The 17,135-nt window shown below is 64.3% G+C and carries 16 protein-coding genes and 2 tRNA genes; 8 read left to right on the top strand and 10 right to left on the bottom strand.

Annotated features, from left to right (window positions below):
* Nucleotides 1-31 precede the first annotated feature (31 nt).
* Complete coding sequence (locus tag HZA32_03160; GenBank protein ID MBI5423057.1) at nucleotides 32-2,035, top strand: right-handed parallel beta-helix repeat-containing protein; 2,004 nt, start codon at nucleotides 32-34, stop codon at nucleotides 2,033-2,035.
* 568 nt (nucleotides 2,036-2,603) lie between these two features.
* Complete coding sequence (locus tag HZA32_03155; GenBank protein ID MBI5423056.1) at nucleotides 2,604-4,004, top strand: tyrosine-type recombinase/integrase; 1,401 nt, start codon at nucleotides 2,604-2,606, stop codon at nucleotides 4,002-4,004.
* 12 nt (nucleotides 4,005-4,016) lie between these two features.
* Here HZA32_03155 and HZA32_03150 read toward each other — a convergent pair whose 3' ends face one another.
* From HZA32_03150 to HZA32_03140, 3 genes are all read right to left on the bottom strand, one after another.
* Nucleotides 4,017-4,610, bottom strand: a complete 594-nt coding sequence (locus HZA32_03150) for a hypothetical protein (GenBank protein MBI5423055.1) — start codon at nucleotides 4,608-4,610, stop codon at nucleotides 4,017-4,019.
* Nucleotides 4,611-4,707: 97 nt separating this feature from the next.
* Nucleotides 4,708-4,872 carry a hypothetical protein gene (locus HZA32_03145; GenBank protein ID MBI5423054.1) on the bottom strand — a complete coding sequence of 55 codons (165 nt, stop codon included), beginning with the start codon at nucleotides 4,870-4,872 and terminating at the stop codon, nucleotides 4,708-4,710.
* 166 nt (nucleotides 4,873-5,038) lie between these two features.
* Nucleotides 5,039-5,890 carry a DUF945 domain-containing protein gene (locus HZA32_03140; protein ID MBI5423053.1) on the bottom strand — a complete coding sequence of 284 codons (852 nt, stop codon included), beginning with the start codon at nucleotides 5,888-5,890 and terminating at the stop codon, nucleotides 5,039-5,041.
* A 784-nt stretch (nucleotides 5,891-6,674) separates the two neighbouring features.
* Here HZA32_03140 and HZA32_03135 point away from each other — a divergent pair.
* Both HZA32_03135 and HZA32_03130 read left to right on the top strand, forming a co-directional pair.
* Entirely contained in the window at nucleotides 6,675-7,052 is a 378-nt protein-coding gene (locus tag HZA32_03135) for a hypothetical protein (GenBank protein MBI5423052.1), read from the top strand.
* Between the two features lie 5 nt (nucleotides 7,053-7,057).
* Entirely contained in the window at nucleotides 7,058-7,417 is a 360-nt protein-coding gene (locus tag HZA32_03130) for a hypothetical protein (protein ID MBI5423051.1), read from the top strand.
* Nucleotides 7,418-7,684: 267 nt separating this feature from the next.
* On the opposite strand, the gene HZA32_03125 is transcribed toward HZA32_03130, so the two are convergent.
* A tRNA-Met gene (locus HZA32_03125) sits at nucleotides 7,685-7,761 on the bottom strand.
* 238 nt (nucleotides 7,762-7,999) lie between these two features.
* Here HZA32_03125 and rpsB point away from each other — a divergent pair.
* From rpsB to HZA32_03110, 3 genes are read left to right on the top strand one after another with little or no spacing between them, the layout of a single operon-like run.
* Nucleotides 8,000-8,893, top strand: a complete 894-nt coding sequence (gene rpsB, locus HZA32_03120; protein ID MBI5423050.1) for a 30S ribosomal protein S2 — start codon at nucleotides 8,000-8,002, stop codon at nucleotides 8,891-8,893.
* Nucleotides 8,894-8,917: 24 nt separating this feature from the next.
* Nucleotides 8,918-9,508, top strand: a complete 591-nt coding sequence (locus tag HZA32_03115; GenBank protein MBI5423049.1) for an elongation factor Ts — start codon at nucleotides 8,918-8,920, stop codon at nucleotides 9,506-9,508.
* 53 nt (nucleotides 9,509-9,561) lie between these two features.
* Nucleotides 9,562-9,969, top strand: a complete 408-nt coding sequence (locus tag HZA32_03110; GenBank protein ID MBI5423048.1) for a DUF983 domain-containing protein — start codon at nucleotides 9,562-9,564, stop codon at nucleotides 9,967-9,969.
* Between the two features lie 71 nt (nucleotides 9,970-10,040).
* Here the strand turns inward: HZA32_03110 and HZA32_03105 are convergent.
* A tRNA-Ser gene (locus tag HZA32_03105) sits at nucleotides 10,041-10,131 on the bottom strand.
* A gap of 295 nt (nucleotides 10,132-10,426) precedes the next feature.
* Between HZA32_03105 and HZA32_03100 the strand changes: the two genes are divergently transcribed.
* Complete coding sequence (locus HZA32_03100; GenBank protein MBI5423047.1) at nucleotides 10,427-10,837, top strand: hypothetical protein; 411 nt, start codon at nucleotides 10,427-10,429, stop codon at nucleotides 10,835-10,837.
* On the opposite strand, the gene HZA32_03095 is transcribed toward HZA32_03100, so the two are convergent.
* The 5 genes from HZA32_03095 to HZA32_03075 form a co-directional block, all read right to left on the bottom strand.
* Entirely contained in the window at nucleotides 10,824-12,191 is a 1,368-nt protein-coding gene (locus HZA32_03095) for an NAD-dependent succinate-semialdehyde dehydrogenase (GenBank protein ID MBI5423046.1), read from the bottom strand. The genes HZA32_03100 and HZA32_03095 overlap by 14 nt on opposite strands.
* A 66-nt stretch (nucleotides 12,192-12,257) precedes the next feature.
* A complete protein-coding gene (locus tag HZA32_03090; GenBank protein MBI5423045.1) occupies nucleotides 12,258-12,815 on the bottom strand; it encodes a sigma-70 family RNA polymerase sigma factor in 558 nt (185 codons plus the stop codon).
* A complete protein-coding gene (locus tag HZA32_03085; protein MBI5423044.1) occupies nucleotides 12,812-13,237 on the bottom strand; it encodes a hypothetical protein in 426 nt (141 codons plus the stop codon). The genes HZA32_03090 and HZA32_03085 overlap by 4 nt, the downstream gene beginning before the upstream one ends.
* Nucleotides 13,234-13,524 carry a hypothetical protein gene (locus HZA32_03080; protein MBI5423043.1) on the bottom strand — a complete coding sequence of 97 codons (291 nt, stop codon included), beginning with the start codon at nucleotides 13,522-13,524 and terminating at the stop codon, nucleotides 13,234-13,236. Before HZA32_03080 ends, HZA32_03085 begins: the two co-directional genes overlap by 4 nt.
* A gap of 213 nt (nucleotides 13,525-13,737) precedes the next feature.
* The gene (locus HZA32_03075) at nucleotides 13,738-17,124 is read right to left on the bottom strand and encodes a PD40 domain-containing protein (GenBank protein ID MBI5423042.1); all 3,387 of its coding nucleotides are present in this window, start codon (nucleotides 17,122-17,124) and stop codon (nucleotides 13,738-13,740) included.
* Nucleotides 17,125-17,135 lie beyond the last annotated feature (11 nt).

Genomic DNA, 17,135 nt, shown 5'->3' with positions numbered 1-17,135 from the left:
CGGTGCCGAGATTCTGCAACCCCAATACCCCATGAAACTGATACCCCGTCAGCTGTTCCTCGGCTTGGCTCTCGCCGCCGCGTTCTGCGCGCCTGCGTCCCAGGCGCTCGCTACCATCTACTACGTCGATGCCGCTTCCGGCAACGACTCCAATAACGGCACGACAACCGCGACGCCGTGGCAAACGCTGACCAAGATCAACGCCACGACCTTCGGCGCCGGCGATCAAATCCTGCTCAAGCGCGGCGCGACGTGGAACGGCCAGCTCTACCCGAAAGGCTCGGGCACGTCCGCGGCGTGGATCACGCTCGGCGCATACGGCACGGGCAACGCGCCGGTGATCAACGGCGGCAGTCTCGCCTCTGGTGCCGCAGTCTATCTCAAGGATCAGAGTTATTGGGTGATCCAGAATCTCGAGGTCACGAACGATTCCGGCACGGACAACTCCGGCACCGCGACCACCGGCGGCGTCGCACGCTACGGCATCCTCGTCGAGGCGACGGCGGCGCGGAACGGCATCAAGATCCAATATAACTACGTTCACCACGTGAACGGCTCGTTCAACAACTCGCAGATGGATCCGCACATCAACGGCGGCATCTCGGTTCATTCGATCGGCTCCTCCGGCAAATTCAACGGCGTTACCATTCTCGACAACACGGTCGATCACTGCGGCCGTGTAGGCATCGTGCTTTGGCACGAGAAATACTACAATGTCTGGATGACCACGATCGATCGCACGAAGATGAGCACCGGCCTCCTCGTGCAGGGCAACGTCGTCTCGAACTCCGACGGCGACGGCATCCTGGTGTTCGGCTACGTCGGCTCCGTGATCGAATACAACGTCAGCAAAGGCGCCGGTCTGAAATCCATTCCGGGTTTCAACATGAACGCCTCCGCGGGCATCTGGCCCACGCGTTCGGCCGACACGATCATGCAGTTCAACGAATCGTCCGGCTGCCGCACCAACGAGATCGACGGCCAGGGCTTCGACGTCGACCTGCTCTGCGACAACACGCTCGTGCAATACAACTACAGCCACAACAACGAGGGCGGCTTCCTCCTGCTCATGGGCGGCTACAACTCGAACGTCACCGTCCGCTACAATCTCAGCATCAACGACGGTCCGCAGAAGGGCATTTTCACGCTGTCGTGGGGCACGCCGACCGGCCTGAAGATCTACAACAACACGATCTACATCGGCTCCGGCATCGGCGCCGTCCGCCCGATCTACACCGACGGCGATGCGAGCACGAACAACTACGAATTCACCAACAACATCGTCTACAACCTCGGCTCCGGCGAGTGGGAGCTGCCGACCGTCAACGGCGTCAAATACGGCACGTTCGACTACAATCTCTTCTACGGGAACCACCCGGCGTCCGAGCCTGCCGACGCGCACAAGCTAACGAGCAATCCGCAGTTCGTCTCGCCCGGCACGAGCGGCGACGGCTACAACGCCACGCTCGGCTACCAGCTCCAGTCCACGTCTCCCGCGATCAATGCCGGCACGGCGATCGCGAATAACGGCGGCCTCGATTTCTGGGGCAACACGGTTTACCCGGCGTCGGCGCCGAACCGCGGCGCGCACAACGGCTACGCGACCAATGCGGGCTATACCGACTTCTGCGTCGATTTCTCCAAGGTCACCAGTCGCACCAGCAACACCGCGGTGGATACGGGAAATCCGGCCTATTTCTCGGGCGACTCCGCGCGCTTCAAGCGCACCTCGACCGCAGCCGGCAACTTCGTCTACAACGTGACCGGCTGCAAACGCTTCAATGCCGCGATCTACAAGTTCTCCAATTCCGACCTCGCGAAGGTGAAATTCTACAGCTCGCCCAATGGCACCACGTGGACGCTCGTGAGCACGAGCTACACGTCGCCGGTGCTCACCCAGAACGGTTGGTATTCGACCGCCTTCACGCCGACGGCCGACCTGCCGACGGGCACCGTTTACCTGAAGGTCGAGTTCACCGATACTGCTTACGCCTACTCGCCGCAACTCGGCCAGATCAGCATCACCTTGAACTGAGGCGGCTGCACCTCTTGGAATGCCGAACCCCGCGCGACGCCGCGGGGTTCTTTTTGGCCGAGCCGCGTCCGCGCGCCATGAGCCTTCGCAGCTAACTCGGCACCGTCCGGTTTTCGGCGCCGCGTTCGGATTGTCTGCAAGACGGGATGCTCTCGACCAAGTCGAACTGGCCGCCACCGATCCCAGCTTCGGCCGAAAGCACGGCCACTCATCAATGTTAGCGCAGCAGGCAGAATACGGAAAACACCGCGGGTTTGTGGCCCTGCGTCACGCTGCGCTGCCGGAATTTACACGTTTCGGATGGGCGCGATGCGAACCCCGCAAGCCATTCAACAATAAGGCCCTCCCGAGCAGTGGGAGGGCCTCAAATTGGGTGCAGGGGTTGGATTTGAACCAACGACCTTCAGGTTATGAGGGCAACTTCGACCTCCCGCACCCTCAAGCAGTTAACCCCACTTTCGGGGCATGTTTGGCGTAATGTTTGGCTACCGCGATTTCGGGAGGTGCTGTCCGTTGCCCGCAGTTGCTCGGGGTCACAAAACCTCAACGCAACAAGGAGAACAATGTCATGGCATTGGAACTACGTTATCCGCGCAGCAAGTGGTGGTATGGCCGCGTCGCCATCGGCGAGCGCCGCATCCTGAAAAACCTCGCGGTGGAAGTCCGCGGCACCGTCCCGCCTACGCTGACCGAACTCGGCGACATGGCTTTCGAGCGCACGCGCGCGAAGGCCCTGGCCGCCTTGGAAAAGCTCCAACTCGATCTGAAAAAGCGCAGCAGCGCCGAGGAGCTGGTCCAGACGATTCACGAAATCCGCACCGGCTCGCGGGTCTGCTCGATCCCGCTGGCGGAGATCGGCGCCCGCTGGTGTGCGGTCCTGCGCCGCCGGCCGCTGAGCGCGAGCTACCAGAAACAGAAGGTCGCCTGCATCGAGCGGTTCATCCGCTTCGCGAAAAAGACCTCCCCGTCGCTCTACGAGATGGCGCAAATCCACGCTCCGCTGGCCAACGCCTTCTGCCGGGCGGAGCTGGCGCGAGGTGTGGCTGCGAAGACCTACAACCACACCCTGATTCACCTGCGCTCGGTGTTTCACGTCCTGCGCAAGGAGGCGGGCATCGCCGAGAACCCCTTCGCGGCCATTCCGCTCCAGGACGGCGAGACGGTTTTCCGGAAACCGTTCTCGGTCGAGGAACTCTCGCTGCTGGAAGAGAAGGCCAAGGCCGATCCCTTCATCTACCCGCTCGTCGTAACCGGCATGTGCACCGCGATGCGCCGGGGCGATTGCTGCACGCTGCTGCGCAGCTCGGTCGATCTCGAAGGCGGCTTCATCACGGTGAAAACCGCCAAGACCGGCGAGACGGTGCAAATCCCGATCTTCCCGCTCCTGCGCGGCGTGCTCGAAAAGGCGTTGGCGAAACCCGCGCCTCGTCCGCCGTTCTATGTCTTCCCGGACTTGGAGGCGCACTATCGGGTCAACCCCGATCACCTCACCGACCGGGTGCGGCGCGTGATGAAGGCGGCCGGCTTCTTCAACCCGAAGGAGGACGAGGCGCAGCGGCCCACGCGCGGCGCGGTGCAGCAGAAGCGCGAGCACGGCCTGCGCAAGGCCTCGCTCCGCGATTTCCATTCGTTCCGCGTAACCTGGGTGACGGTGGCGCTGACCGCCGGGGTGCCGCTGGAAATCGTGCAGAAGGTCACGGGGCATCGAACCACCGCGATTGTGCTCAAGCACTACTTCCAACCCGGCCGGGAGGAGTTCCGGCGCACGCTTGCCGGCCGGCTGCCGGCCCTGCTGGGGGACCGCTCGGCGCAGCCGGCGGAGGCCTTCAACCTCGGTGAACTCCGGGCCAAGCTTGTCGCGATGGAAAACACGACGTGGCGGCACATCCGGGACGATCTCCTTCGTCGCCTGCCGGCCGAAAGGAACGTCACTCCGCCCGCCCTCCCCAAATCCGCGTTTGCGGCCTGATGAACACGCCAACTACAGCCCGAGCCGCTTCCGGAGCTGCTCCTCGGCGGCGCGACGCCTGGCCGCGTCCATCTTGCGCAGATTGTAGAGCTTCCACTGCGGTCCTGGCAGGCGTTCGACTCCCGGCAACCCGAGCAGCTCCCATTTGGGCTCCAGTCGCTTCATCAAGAGCAGGAACTCCCGCTCGCCGGCGGTGAGGTCAGCGTTGATCCGTTCGATCAGCCGCTCACGGGTGTCCTCCAGCACCGCGAGCGGCACCGGGTCGAGCGTCATGCCCTCGAACTGGTCGGCGAAGACCTGCTTCAAATCCTTGCGATTCGGGGTGAGCAGTTCCCTTTCTCGACATGGTGTCGAGTGATCGCGGGTGCTGTCCGAGGACAGAAACTTCTGGGCAAAAGGGGTCTCGCCGTCGGTGTGTTTGAACTGCCTGCGCAACTGTGTCGCGTTAGTCTCAACAATACTTAAGTCGTCAAAGCGATCGGCAGGGTGGCGTTTGAAGTCGACAGAAATTTCCCTAACTGGATCGACTAATGCGTTGGCTAGGAAATACGCCGTCGCGATATCTTGATATAGATATCCTTTGTGCGCGGCGCCGAGATTTGCCATGAGGACGGTTTAACGTCTTTCACCAGCAGGTCGCGCATATTTCTGCTTTTGCGCCATACCCCCAAGACATGGGATGAACGCGGGATCGGCCTCTCCCTTACTTTGTGGCGGCCTTAAGCCGCGCACTCAGGACTTTGATGTCGATCTCAGCGCTGACGACGGTGGCACGGGCCTTAGCGAGGCGGACCTCGGCTTTCATCAGCTCGCGCTTGAGAGTTTCGAGTTCGGCGGCGGCGGGAGTTTCGGTGGTTCCGTTGTTCATCGTGAATTTCGTTGGATTGTGAAGGCACCGGTCAGCGGAGTGCTGATCGGCGCGGCTGATTGAAGCGGCTCGCGTGCGCCTGGCACGCCAGCGCGCCTACCGGAAACGGGGGATCACGCCTCCCGAAAGAAAGGGAGCGGCCCGCAGGCCGCTCCCCTTGTCGGGCTCAGTTGTTCGCGAACTCGCTTGCGAGACTCCAAAGCGCCTTGTTCAGCTTCTGGCCTTCGCTCAGGCCGCCTACCGGGCGTGTCCGGTTGTGGCGGATGCCCATGTCGGCGGTGTAGCCCATGTAACGGTCGCCGCCTCGAATCAGGTGCTCCTGAACCACGTTGAAGGTGGTCCAGAGGTCAGTGGCGGCATCGCCGTAACGCACCGGCGTCAGCAGCTTCTCCGGGCTGAGGAGCTTCATGACCGGTTGATCAGCATCCCAACGGAGGCCCGCTGCACGCCGGGCGAACTCCACCCGCGTGGCCTGCGGGAGCTGCACGCCCTGCCACTTGGTCACCGCCTCCAGCGCGCGCGGCGTGTTCTCCGCCACGGATTGCGCCGCCTTGGCAAAGGCCTCGGCGGAAACGTCCATGTGCCGGATCGAGACATGGGCAAAGTCGGCATCCGCGACGGTCAGACCGTTGCGGCAAACCAACCGATACAGGCCCGCGTCGATGCGGTAGGCTCGGCTGCCGTCGTGCGCGTTTTGCAGGATCATCTCCGCGCGCGTGCTCCCGACCTGCATCGCGCCTGCCTCCAGGTCTGCGCGTCGGGCAAACCGGATTTCGTGCATCTGAAAACCGATGCGGTCCTCCAGCCTGACCCGCTGCTCCGACGCCTTCACTGGTTCCCAACCCTCCGCGCCAAGCAGGGCAACGACCTGCTGGGTGGAAACGAAGGTGTAACGGGCGGACACCCCCGGTCGCGCGTGCTCGGCGAAGATCGAGGGAGCGCAACGGCGGAGGTCATCGGACGAGAGCGCCTTGAAGACGCGAGCGGGAGCAACGGGAACGGATTCAATCGTGTTCATAACTTTCCTTTTTTTCTGGAGCGCCCCAACGAGGGCGCATCAGTCGCGGGCCGCGCGACGCGGACCCCTACCCGAGCCGAACCGAAAATCGGCCGCCCCGGAGGGATGCCGACGATCAGCACCGTTGCGCAAGGTGGAGCGCAGCGCAGCGAGCGGGATTGCTCTCTCGTCGAAGGGCGGGGGTGCCGGCCGGGACGAGGGGACGGTTGGGGGGATTCCTTTCAAGGAGGACCTAACCGTCCCCGTCCGCGCAGCGGCGGCGCGGCTGGAGGGGCCGCCAGAGAGAGCGAAAACGATCCGTTAAAAAAGAACGTGCCGTTGTGGCGGCGTTGCCCGGAAGAACGCGGACCGCTCGCAGGCATGACCGCATGCAGCGCTGCCGGGGTGCTCCGTGCCGCCATCGGATCATCGCGTGGGAGAGTGAAGCTGGAGAAATTCCGCAACGGTCTCGCCCGGCTCGGGACGACGCCGAGTCACGACACCGCCGGCCCTGATGATCTCCGCCAAGGCGGACGAACCCCACGGTCAATGCGCCTCGCGTCATGAAAATCCGCCGGAGTGACCTCGCGATGAGGGCGGCATGGTCCGGCTGCCTTGGGTCCGTCAGCGCCGTCTGGTTGTGCGGGAGTCGCATGACACCACGGTGATGGATCGGCAGGCCTCGCCCGATACTCTGAGCCTACCGAATCCGGTGTAGGAATCGTCCCGCAATTTCGGCAGGGTGGCTGCGTTGAGGAAGACGCCAACCGGCGCAGAGATGGATGCAGCAAAACCAACCGCATCCATGAAAACCAACCACGAAACATCAACCATCACCGGCCCCGACGCGGAAGCGTCAGTGGCGCGTTATCAAATCCATCGGCAGAACCGCACGGGGCTATTCCTTCCTGGCTTTCGCACCGACTCGGCGCCGGAGGCGGTCGAGGCGTTCTTGAATCAGTCGCCCGCCTTCGATGGCGGCGAGGTGCGCCTCTTCGATCATCGTGAACAGCGTATGGTCGCGGCGGTGGAGTGGAGGACCGAAAAGACCGACTTTGGCTTCCCGGTGTATCACCGCGTGAACCGCTTTCACGATGCGACGGTCGAACAGCTCGCGGCTGATGTCCTGGCGCGCGAGAGCCTCCGGGCATCCGTTCGGCATAGCTTGCTGGCAGGGGTTTGATCGCCATGAATCCGACGTCCCGGGCCATTCTCCAATCCGTCGTGACGACCGACTCCTCCTTGACGAGCGGGGAGCGGGATCTGGTGCAGCGACTGATTTCCGGGCAGGTGGAAGAGGCTGCACGCGGAGCCGACAGCGACGCTCGTGCCCTGGTCACGCAGAAGCGCGCGGCGGAACTCCTCAGCGTGAATCGCGTGACGATCTGGAGAATGACCAAGGAGGGACTGCTTCACCCGGTGGAGATTCTTCCCGGAACCTGGCGTTATCCGCTGGGTGAAATTATGCGACTTACGCAACGTGGGATCGGGTGTTTGGTCGGCTCTCCTCGGGAGCAGGGCGTCTCGGGCATCCCTTCGGCCGCCTAAATTTCTTCCAGTTTTAGCTGCCTTAGCCACTCCTTCGGGAGTGGCTATTTTATTGATGCTCAACGGTCAGGCCTGCGGGTGCGGAGCCTGAAGGCCGATGGGGGAAAGCTGCTTTTCGGCTCGAAAAAATGTTTGGCGTAATGTTTGGTTTTGGTGTCCCAAAGTTGCCTCGTGTTGACTGAGGTTGCACGCGGGCAGTCGCTCTTTCGAAAATCGCGCAAGTCATTAAGCAGAAACCCCCGGGAGCAGTTTCCGGGGGTTTCAAATTGGGTGCAGGGGTTGGATTTGAACCAACGACCTTCAGGTTATGAGCCTGACGAGCTACCAGGCTGCTCCACCCTGCAACAAGCGAGCGGTCAACGTGCGAACCGCGTTTTGCGCTGTCAACGGCGATTTTGAGTTTTTTGGAGAAAGGTCTTGCTCCACTCGCGCGCCATCTCTGTTTTTGCCCTTCCTGTTCCTTCAACCAACCCAACGAAAACTCGTCGCGCGCTCTGTCTGAACAGGAGCAGCGCTCGCGGCACAGTCTGATCGCAAGGCGGCCCAGTTGGCCGACCTGTGTATTCGACATACATAGATCCCATGAACGTCACTCCCAAAGACCTCCTCGATGCCGGCGTCCACCTCGGTCACCAGACCAAGCGCTGGAACCCGCGCTCCAAGCCCTACGTGTTCGGTCACCGTCAGGGCATCACCATCATCGACCTCGAGAAAACCCACGGCGCCCTCGAAAAGGCCTGCGCGTTCCTCGAAAACCTCGTCGCCTCGGGCGATGAAGTCCTCCTCGTCGGCACCAAGCGCCAGGCGCAGGAAATGATCAAGGAGGCCGCGACCGCGACCGGTATGCCCTACGTCACCACGCGCTGGATGGGTGGCACGCTCACGAATTTCGAGACGATCAAGAAGTCGCTCGCCAAGTTCAAGAAATACCAGGCGCAAGACGCCTCGGGCGAGCTCGGCAAACTCTCCTCCAAGGAAGAGTCCGCGATCCGCCGCGAGATGGCCCGCATGACCCGCAACTTCGACGGCATCGCCAACATCACGGCCCTCCCGGGCGCGATGTTCGTCATCGACGCCGGCTACGAAGCCATCGCCGTCGCCGAGGCCAAGCGCCTCAACATCCCGTGTGTCGGCCTCGTCGACACCAACTCGGACCCGACGCAGCTCTCGCACCCGATCCCGGGCAACGACGACGCCGCGAAGTCGATCCGCATCGTCGTCGAGACGGTCGTCGCCGCCATCCAGTCCGGCCTCGCGCACCGCGAAACCCGCCGCGTCCAGCGCGCCGAGAAGGCCGCCGCTGACGCCGCCGCCGCGGCCGCCCCGGCGGACGCCGACGAGGCGCTCGACAAGGTCGTCGCCCTCCCGCAGGACGTGAAGGAACTCGTCACCGAGAAGCCCGCCGCCGCCCCGCGCAAGCGCACCGGCCGCACCGCCGGCGCGAAGAAGTCCACCGTTTCCACGGAAGAAGTCTAATCTCTCAACCAACCGATCACTCAAATGTCCGCTGTTACAGCCAGTATGGTGGCAGAACTCCGCGAGAAAACCGGCGCGGGTATGCTCGAATGCAAGAAGGCCCTCGATGAAACGAAGGGCAACATGGAGGACGCCATCACGCTCCTCCGCAAAAAGCTCGGCAACAAGATCGACAAGCTCTCCGGCCGCTCGACGAAGGAAGGTCTCATCGAGTCCTACATCCACGTCGGCGGCAAGGTCGGCGTCCTCGTCGAAGTCGGTTGCGAGACCGACTTCGTGGCGAAGAACGACGACTTCAAGGCGTTCTGCCGCGACCTCTGCCTGCAGATCGCCGCGACCAGCCCGCTCTACGTTTCGCGTGAGCAGGTGCCGGAAACCGAACTCGCCAAGGAGCGCGAGATCGCCGCTGCGCAGATGGAGGGCAAGCCCGCCGCCGCCGTGCAGAAGATCGTCGAAGGCAAACTCGAGAAGTATTTCTCGCAGGTGTGCCTCATCGATCAGCCCTTCGTCAAAAATCCGGACAAGACGATCAAGGATCTGCTGAAGGAGAAGGTCGGCACCATCGGCGAAAACATGGTGATCCGCCGCTTCGTCCGCTTCCAGCTCGGCGCCTAAGTCCGCGCTTTGCTTTCCCAAACGCCCCGCCGTAAGGTGGGGCGTTTTCATTTATGCGCGTCACGCAGCAACAAGTCATCCAACGCGGCCTCACCAACCGCTGTCCGAATTGCGGCGGCAAGACCCTGTTCAGCCCGGCGAAGCCGCTCGAACTGAACCGCGAGTGCCCGCAATGCGGCCTGAAGCTCGAGCGCGAGGAGGGATTCTTCCTCGGCGCGATGGCACTCAACTACGGCGTCACGTGCATCGTCTTCCTCACGCCGATCGCGCTGCTCTGGTATTACGGCGTGCTGGGCAACACCGTCGCGGCCGTCGCCGCCATCGTTGCGGCGCTGCTCGTTCCGCTCGTGCTCTACCGTTCCTCCCGCAGCTGGCAGCTGATGCTCTACTATTTCTTCCTGCCCCAACACCTCCCGGCCAACCGCCGCGAGCTGTCCGGACGCGAGGATGAGAACGTTTGACTAAGCCGATTCCTCGAAAAGCCCGGAAAACGAAAAATCCGCCGGCACTCGGCGCGGCGGATCTCTGAAACTGGCGGAGAGGGTGGGATTCGAACCCACGTTAGGGTATAAGCCTAAACCGCATTTCGAGTGCGGCGCGTTCAACCACTCTGCCACCTCTCCGGAAGCAAGGCGCGAAAACGTAGACCGCCGGAACGAAAACGGAAGCAGAATTTTGAGGTTCGGCGATGGTCTTTGCGCACGGCCACGGTGCCCGCAGGACACGCCTGCGGAGGATAGCCGGGGAGTCGGGCCGTCTCCAACGGTTGAGATTGGAGAAACAGCGCAGCTGTCGGACCCGCGCATCCACAGCGGTTATGACAGTTACGGGGCGGTAACGCTGAGAGCTGTCCGCCGCTGTGCAAAGTGGGAGTAATGCCGGATTGCGGATGGGGTATCGGCGGTATTGCAGCGACGCGTGGCTCTCAATGTGGTGAGCCCGTCACCTTACCCCCCGACTGACATGGGCCTGTCATTTCGCGAGCGCTACTGCTCGCAACACGGTATTAATCTCACCGAGTTCGAGGAGCATTTGCTTCCTCGCGCACTGTATTTTCACGCCCGGCCCTTTCGAGGCGCGCTGGCGACATTGCCCGACTATTTCGCCGCAGATCGCGAGTTTTTGCGCAGCGTCGGCGATCTGCGCAGTCGTCGCTTTTTCCATGCCGAAGCGGGCGAATATCACACTGCGGCGGGCTGTCGTGGCGCGCTGCATCGGCTCCTTCGGCTTCGTGTCTCGGCGGAGCGCGTCCGTCTGATCATGGAGGAAACGTGGGGCACGGCGGACTCGAATCCCCCGGTCGATTCGCCCGACGTCAGCGAACGCTGATTGTCTTCACGTTGGTGAACTCCCGCAGGCCCCACGCGCCGAGCTCGCGTCCGTGGCCGCTCTGCTTGACGCCGCCGAACGGCAGCGTCGGGTGCGAGCGCACGAACTCGTTCACAAAGGCATTGCCGGCTTCGAGCTGCGTGCGCGCGATACGCTCGCCGCGCGCGCGGTCGCGCGTGAACACGCCCGCGCCCAGCCCGTATGGCGTGCGGTTCGCGAGGGCGATGGCTTCCGCCTCGTTGCGGGCCGGCACGACGGCGGCGACGGGGCCGAACAACTCTTCGTCGAACGCCGCCATGCCCGGCCGCACTCCGGCGAGCACCGTCGGCGGATAAAAACAACCGGTCCCGTGCGGCAACTTGCCGCCGAGCAGCAGGCGTGCGCCGGCGCGCACACTGTGGCGCACCTGCGCGTGCACTTCGCGGCGAATGTCGTCGCGCGCGAGCGGTCCGAGCTGGGTGGCCGGATCGCGCGGGTCGCCCGGTTGTCGACGCGCGAGCGCGGCCGTGAGCTTTTGCTCGAACTCGGCCCGCACAGACGCGACGACGATGAAGCGCTTCGCGGCCACGCAACTCTGCCCGTTGTTGTAGAGGCGCGACTCGGCGCACAGCTCGGCAGCAAGATCGAGGTCGGCGTCGGCGAGAATCACGTAGGGATCGCTGCCGCCGAGTTCGAACACGCCCTTCTTCATCGCGGCGCCAGCGCGTGCCGCGACGCGCTGACCGACGGCGGTGCTGCCGGTGAGCGTGACCATTGCGATGCGCGGATCGGCGACCAATGCCTCCGCGCGCGCGCCGTTCACAACGAGCGTTTGAAAAATTCCGCGTGGCACGCCGGCACGCGTGAAGACGCGTTCGATCGCCAGCGCGCAGCCGGTGACGTTCGAGGCATGCTTCAGCACCATCGTGTTGCCCGCCATCAACGCCGGCGCCGCGGCGCGGAAGACTTGCCAGAAAGGGAAATTCCACGGCTCGATGGCGAGCACGACGCCGAGCGGTTGGTAAGTCACGTAGCGATGCGCGGGCGCGCCGGGCGGGCAGGCGTCGGCCAACATCGCGGCGGCATGTTCTGCGAAGTGTTCGCAGTTCGCGGCGCATTTCTCGATCTCGGCCACGGCTTGCGTGATCGGCTTGCCCATCTCGGCGGTGATCAGCGCGGCGAATTTTGGGGCGTCGCGCCGCAACTCGCGGGCGATGGCGCGCAGATGACGGGCGCGGGCGGCGAAGCTCAGCTCGCGCCACTCGGCGAACGCGGTCACGGCTCGCGCGAGCGCGCGGTCGACGGTGCGCGCGTCGTGTTCGCGGTAGCGCCGGAGCGTGCGGCCGGTGGCCGGGTTCGTGGTGACGATTGCCATGGCCGCACGTTCGGCGGCGACGGTGCGGTTGTCGAACGGCAATGCTGGACGACCGCTACAGCGCCCTCAGTCCTTGAAATAACGGGCGAGCAGGCCGCGCAATTTCTCGCGGGCGCGGTAGAGGCGGGTTTCCACTGCCTTCGGCGTGGCGCCGACGATCTCGGCGATCTCGGCGTGCGAGAGATCCTGGAACTCGGAGAGCAACACGGCTTCGCGCAGGTCGTCAGGCAACTCGCCGACGGCGGCGCGGACAGCGGCGGCGGCCTCGGCGTCGGTGGCGTCGCGTCGCGGCGTCTGGGCGGTGAACTGTTCGGGTGCGGCCTCGAGCGAATCCGTGGGCCGGCGGCGCGTGCGTCGGGCGTGGTCGCGCGCGAGGTTGAGCGCGATCTGGAACATCCACGTCGAGAAGCGCGCGCCGGCGCGGTAGCGGGCGCGGTGCTGGTAGACGCGGACGAACGTCTCCTGCGCGAGATCGAGCGCGTCGTGCTCGTTGCGGGTCGAGCGGTAGAGGAAGCTGCGCAGCGGCCGCTCCCAGCGCGTCATGAGGCGGTTCAATGCCAGCTCTTCGCCCTGTTGGAGCGAGAGCATCATCTCTTCGTCGCTGGGCTCCGCGGCAGGCGTCATTTCAGGCCGAAGGCGGCGTGGTGGTCGTGGTGCAGGATGCGCGGCTCGACGAGCGAGAGAAAGCGCTGGCCCTGCTTTGCGTCCATGCACGCGGCGACTTGCCGGACGTGCGCGAGCGTGGCCTGTTGGCACTCGCGCTCGAGTCGGGCGAGTTCCGCGTGCAGGGCGGCGTCCTGCGGAGTGAGCGAGAGACGCTCGCGGACATCGACGATGGCGGCGCAATGGTCGGAGCAAACCGGCAGGTAGGCGTGGTGGAGTTTTTCCACCGCGACCTTTTGTTCGGCGCTGAGCTTGAACTCGCGGGCGAGCCAGGTGACTTGGTCCTCGTTCGCCGGCGCGGCGGGCCAGAGCACGCGCGTGAGGCCGTAGGCGGCTCCGCCGACGAGTGCCACGACCGCGAAGAGCGTGAGCCAGCGTTTCACTTTCGTTCCGTTTGCTCGGCCTGATGGACGGCGTCGATGGTGCGAACGTAGAAATCGGCCATCTGTTCGGCGTGCGCGCGCTGGGCTTGCAGGCGCGCGGCACCGATGCCGAGGAAGAGCGCGAGCGACGCGGCGATTGGGAGCGCCCAGCGAAACGCGATGACGACGCGCTCGTCCTTCCGGGCCGCGTTGATGCGCGCCCACACGCCGGCGGCGAATTCGGGCGCGGGTGACGGCTCGTGCTGCCAGCGTCTCAGCAGGGAGCGGAGTGGGTCGGGAGGCGTCATGCGAGGTGATACGGTGGAGGAGCGGGAAACCCTCGGCAAATTGTTTGGTGTTGGAGCGCGCCTGCCCGGCGGCTTGCACCACGTTCTCGGCGGGCCCAGCGGTCCCGCCCTACCATTCATGTGCACGATCCCGCGTCCGGAGGTCGCGGGCTGCCAATGAAAAGAGCCGGTCAGGTGACCGGCTCTCGTGGGTGCGGGGAATGGGCGGGCGGCTCAGGAGCCGGCGCTCTTGTTCGGGTAGGGCGGGGTGGGCGGGATGTCCTTACCCTTGGTCTTCAGCTCGCCGAGGATGTGCTCGATGGCTTTGTCGAGCTGCTGGTCCTCGCCGTGGAATTCCTTCCAGGGGTCGTTGTCGACGACGATGTCGGGGTCGACGCCGTGGCCTTCGATGGTCCAGTTCTTGCCCTCTTTATCGAAGCCGTTGGCGAATTCGGGGCGGTTGAGCGAGCCGCCGTCGACGATCGGGAGCGAGCCGCGGATGCCGACGACGCCGCCCCAGCTGCGCTTGCCGATGAGCGTGCCGAGCTTCCGCTCGCGGAAGCGATACGGGAAGATGTCGCCGTCCGACGCCGAGAATTCGTTCATCAGAAGAACCTTCGGGCCGAGGGCCATCGCGGTGGGATTGGCCGAGGGCTGGCCGTTGCGACCGACCGAGAAGAAGTCGAGCGTGCGGCTGAGGCGCTCGGCGATCTGAGGCGAGACATTGCCGCCGCCGTTGCCGCGGTCGTCGATGATCCATGCCTTCTTGTCGAGCTGCGGGTAATACTGCTTCGCGAACTCGTTGAGGCCGTCGCGGCCCATGTCGGGGATGTGGATGTAGCCGACTTGGCCGTTGGTCTTCTTGGCGACGTAGTCGCGGTTCTTCGCGACCCATTCCTGGTAATAGAGCGGCTTCTCGTCGCCGATGGGAATGATCGTGACGTCGCGTGTGCCCTCGTCGGTGGGCTTCGAGTTGACGCGGAGCACGACCTGCTTGCCGACCGTGCCGACGAGCGCAGCGTAGATCGACTGCATGTCGCGGACGGGCTTGCCGTCGACGGCGAGGATGTAGTCGCCCGCCTTCACGCCGACGCCCATCTCGGTGAGCGGCGAGCGGAGGCCGGTTTCCCAATTCTGGCCGGGCACGATGTGGTCGATGCGGTAGGCGCGCGACTGCGGATCGCGCGAAATCTTGGCGCCGAGCAGGCCGGTGGCGATGCGCGGGGCCTCGTTCACGCGGTCGCCGCCGCCGGTGTAGGCGTGGCCGGCGGAGAGTTCGCCGATGAGTTCGCCGATGAGGTAGTTGAGGTCGTTGCGGTGGCGGACGGACGGGACGAGCGCGCCGTATTTCTTGGTCATCGCGGGCCAGTCGACGCCGTGCATGTTCGGCGCGTAGAAGAAGTCGCGCATCTGGCGCGAGGCTTCGTTGTAGATCTGGTTCCATTCGGCGACGCGATCGAGTTTCATCTCGAGGCCGCTGAGGTTGAGCTTGTCCTTCAGCTCGAACTTCGCCGCGGGCAGGTCGATGATCGCGAACTCGCGCTGCGCGGAGACGAGCATCTTCTTGCGGTCGGCGGTGACGGCGAAGCCGTTGGCCGCGCCGAGCTCGGTCTCCTTTGGTTCCTTGAGGTTGTAGACGAACATCGTGCCGCCGCCGCCGAACGGTCCGGAGGTGCGCAGGTAGTAGACCTTGTCGCCCACCATTTCGACGGCGCCGTAATTTGACGCGGCGATCGGGAGGCCGATGGTGCGTTCGTTGAAGCCCGTCGGGTCGACCTTAACAGTCACGGTCTTCTTCTTCGCGTCCTTGCCGTCCTTCTTGTCGGTGGCGGGCGCGGCGTCCTTCGCGTCCTTCTTTTCCTCTTTGGCGTCGGCCACGGTCTTTTCGGCGGGCTTCGCGTCGGCAGACTTCTCGGCGATGGGCTTTTCCTTCACCTCGTCGTCCTTGGCGATTTCGACTTCGTCGCTCTTCGGCTTGAAGGGCGAGTCGGTGCCCTGCGCGAGTGCGACGAGGTAGATGCGCTCCCAGTCGCGATAGATGTGATTGAACTCGGTGACGCCGTAGGTCGGGTTGAAGTCGCGGCCGGAGGCGTAGAGCAGCCATTTGCCGTCGTCGCTGAAGTTGACGTTGCTAACGGACCACCAGCCATCGGTGACGTCGAGAGACTTCTTTTCCTCAAGCGAGTAAAGGCGGGCCTTCGGGTAGCTGCCGCGGTTCGGCGAGATCCACGCGACCCACTTGCTGTCGGGGGCCCATGCGATGTCGGTGATTTCGTAGGTTTCGTTTTTCTCGATGAGCGTGACCTCTTTGGTGGTCACGTCGACGAACTGCAGGCGCTGCTCGCGGTCGCCCCAGAGGAGCTTCTTGCTATCGGGCGACCAGACAGGCGCGTAGTAATAAGTGGTCGCGCCCTTCGTGATCTGTTGCGGTTCGCCGCGGCCGTCCTGCGGGCGAACCCAGATTTCATTCTCGCCGGTGGTGTCGGAGAGGTAGGCGATCCACTTGCCGTCGGGCGACCACGAGGCGTCGCGCTCGTGCACGCCGGAGGTTTGCGTGAGGTTGCGGACGGGGCCGTTCTTCGCGGGGACGGTGAAAACCTCGCCGCGGGCGACGACGACCGCGCGTTTGCCGTCGGGGGAGGACTGCACGCCGGCGACGTATTTCGAGACGTTGACGATGCCGCCGCGCGCGACGGCGAGGTCTTCCTTCACCGTGATAGGGATCTGGCGCGCCTTCTCGGTCTTCAGGTCGAAGTGCCAGATGAGGCCGCCCTGCTCGAAGACGATGCCGCCTTTGCCGAGCGAGGGGAACTTGACGTCGTAGTCCTTGAACGTCGTGAGCTGCGCGGTCTTTTTCGAAGCGAGTTCGTAGGAGAAGAGGTTCAGGTGGCCGTCGCGGTCGGAGAGGAAGTAGATGCGGCCGTTCGGCGCCCACATCGGGATGATGTCCTGGGCGGGGTTGTTGGTGATGTTTTCGAGCGCGCCGGTCTTGAGGTCGATGATCCAGACGTCGTCGGCCATGCCGCCGCGGTAGCGCTTCCAGGTGCGGAATTCGCGAAACACGCGGTTGTAGGCCATCTTCGTGTCGTCGGGCGAGAAGCTAAGGAAGCCGCCGCGCGGCACGGGGAGTTGCTGCGGGACGTCGCCGTCGAGGCCGATCGTGTAGAGCTGGCCGAGGAAGTCGTTCGCGTCGACCCAGCGGCCGCGGAACGCGATTTCGTTGCTCTGGTTTTTCCAGGCGAGGACGATGTTGTTCGGCCCCATGCGGTCGCTGAGATCGTCGCGACCGTTGAGCGCGGTGTAGGAGAGGCGGCGCGGCGTGCCGCCGTCGGCCGGCATCACGTAGACTTCGGTGTTGCCGTCGTATTGGGCGGTGAAGGCGAGCTGCGAGCCATCCGCGGAAAAGCGCGGGAAGACGGCCCAGCCGGGCGCGTCGGTGAGGCGGCGCGCGACGCCGCCGTCCATGCCGACCGTGTAGAGCTGGCCGGCGTAGCTGAAGACGATCTGCGAACCGTTGGTAGCCGGAAAGCGCAGGAGGCGCGTCTGATCCGGCGGCGTTTGCGCGAAGAGGGCGGTGGCCGTGAGCGCCAGCGCCAGCAGCGTGCGGGGTAGGAACTTCATAGGGGGAAAGA

The organism is Opitutia bacterium, from assembly GCA_016217545.1.
Classification (GTDB): domain Bacteria; phylum Verrucomicrobiota; class Verrucomicrobiia; order Opitutales; family Opitutaceae; genus Didemnitutus.
This window is presented reverse-complemented; position numbering and strand designations above follow the sequence as displayed.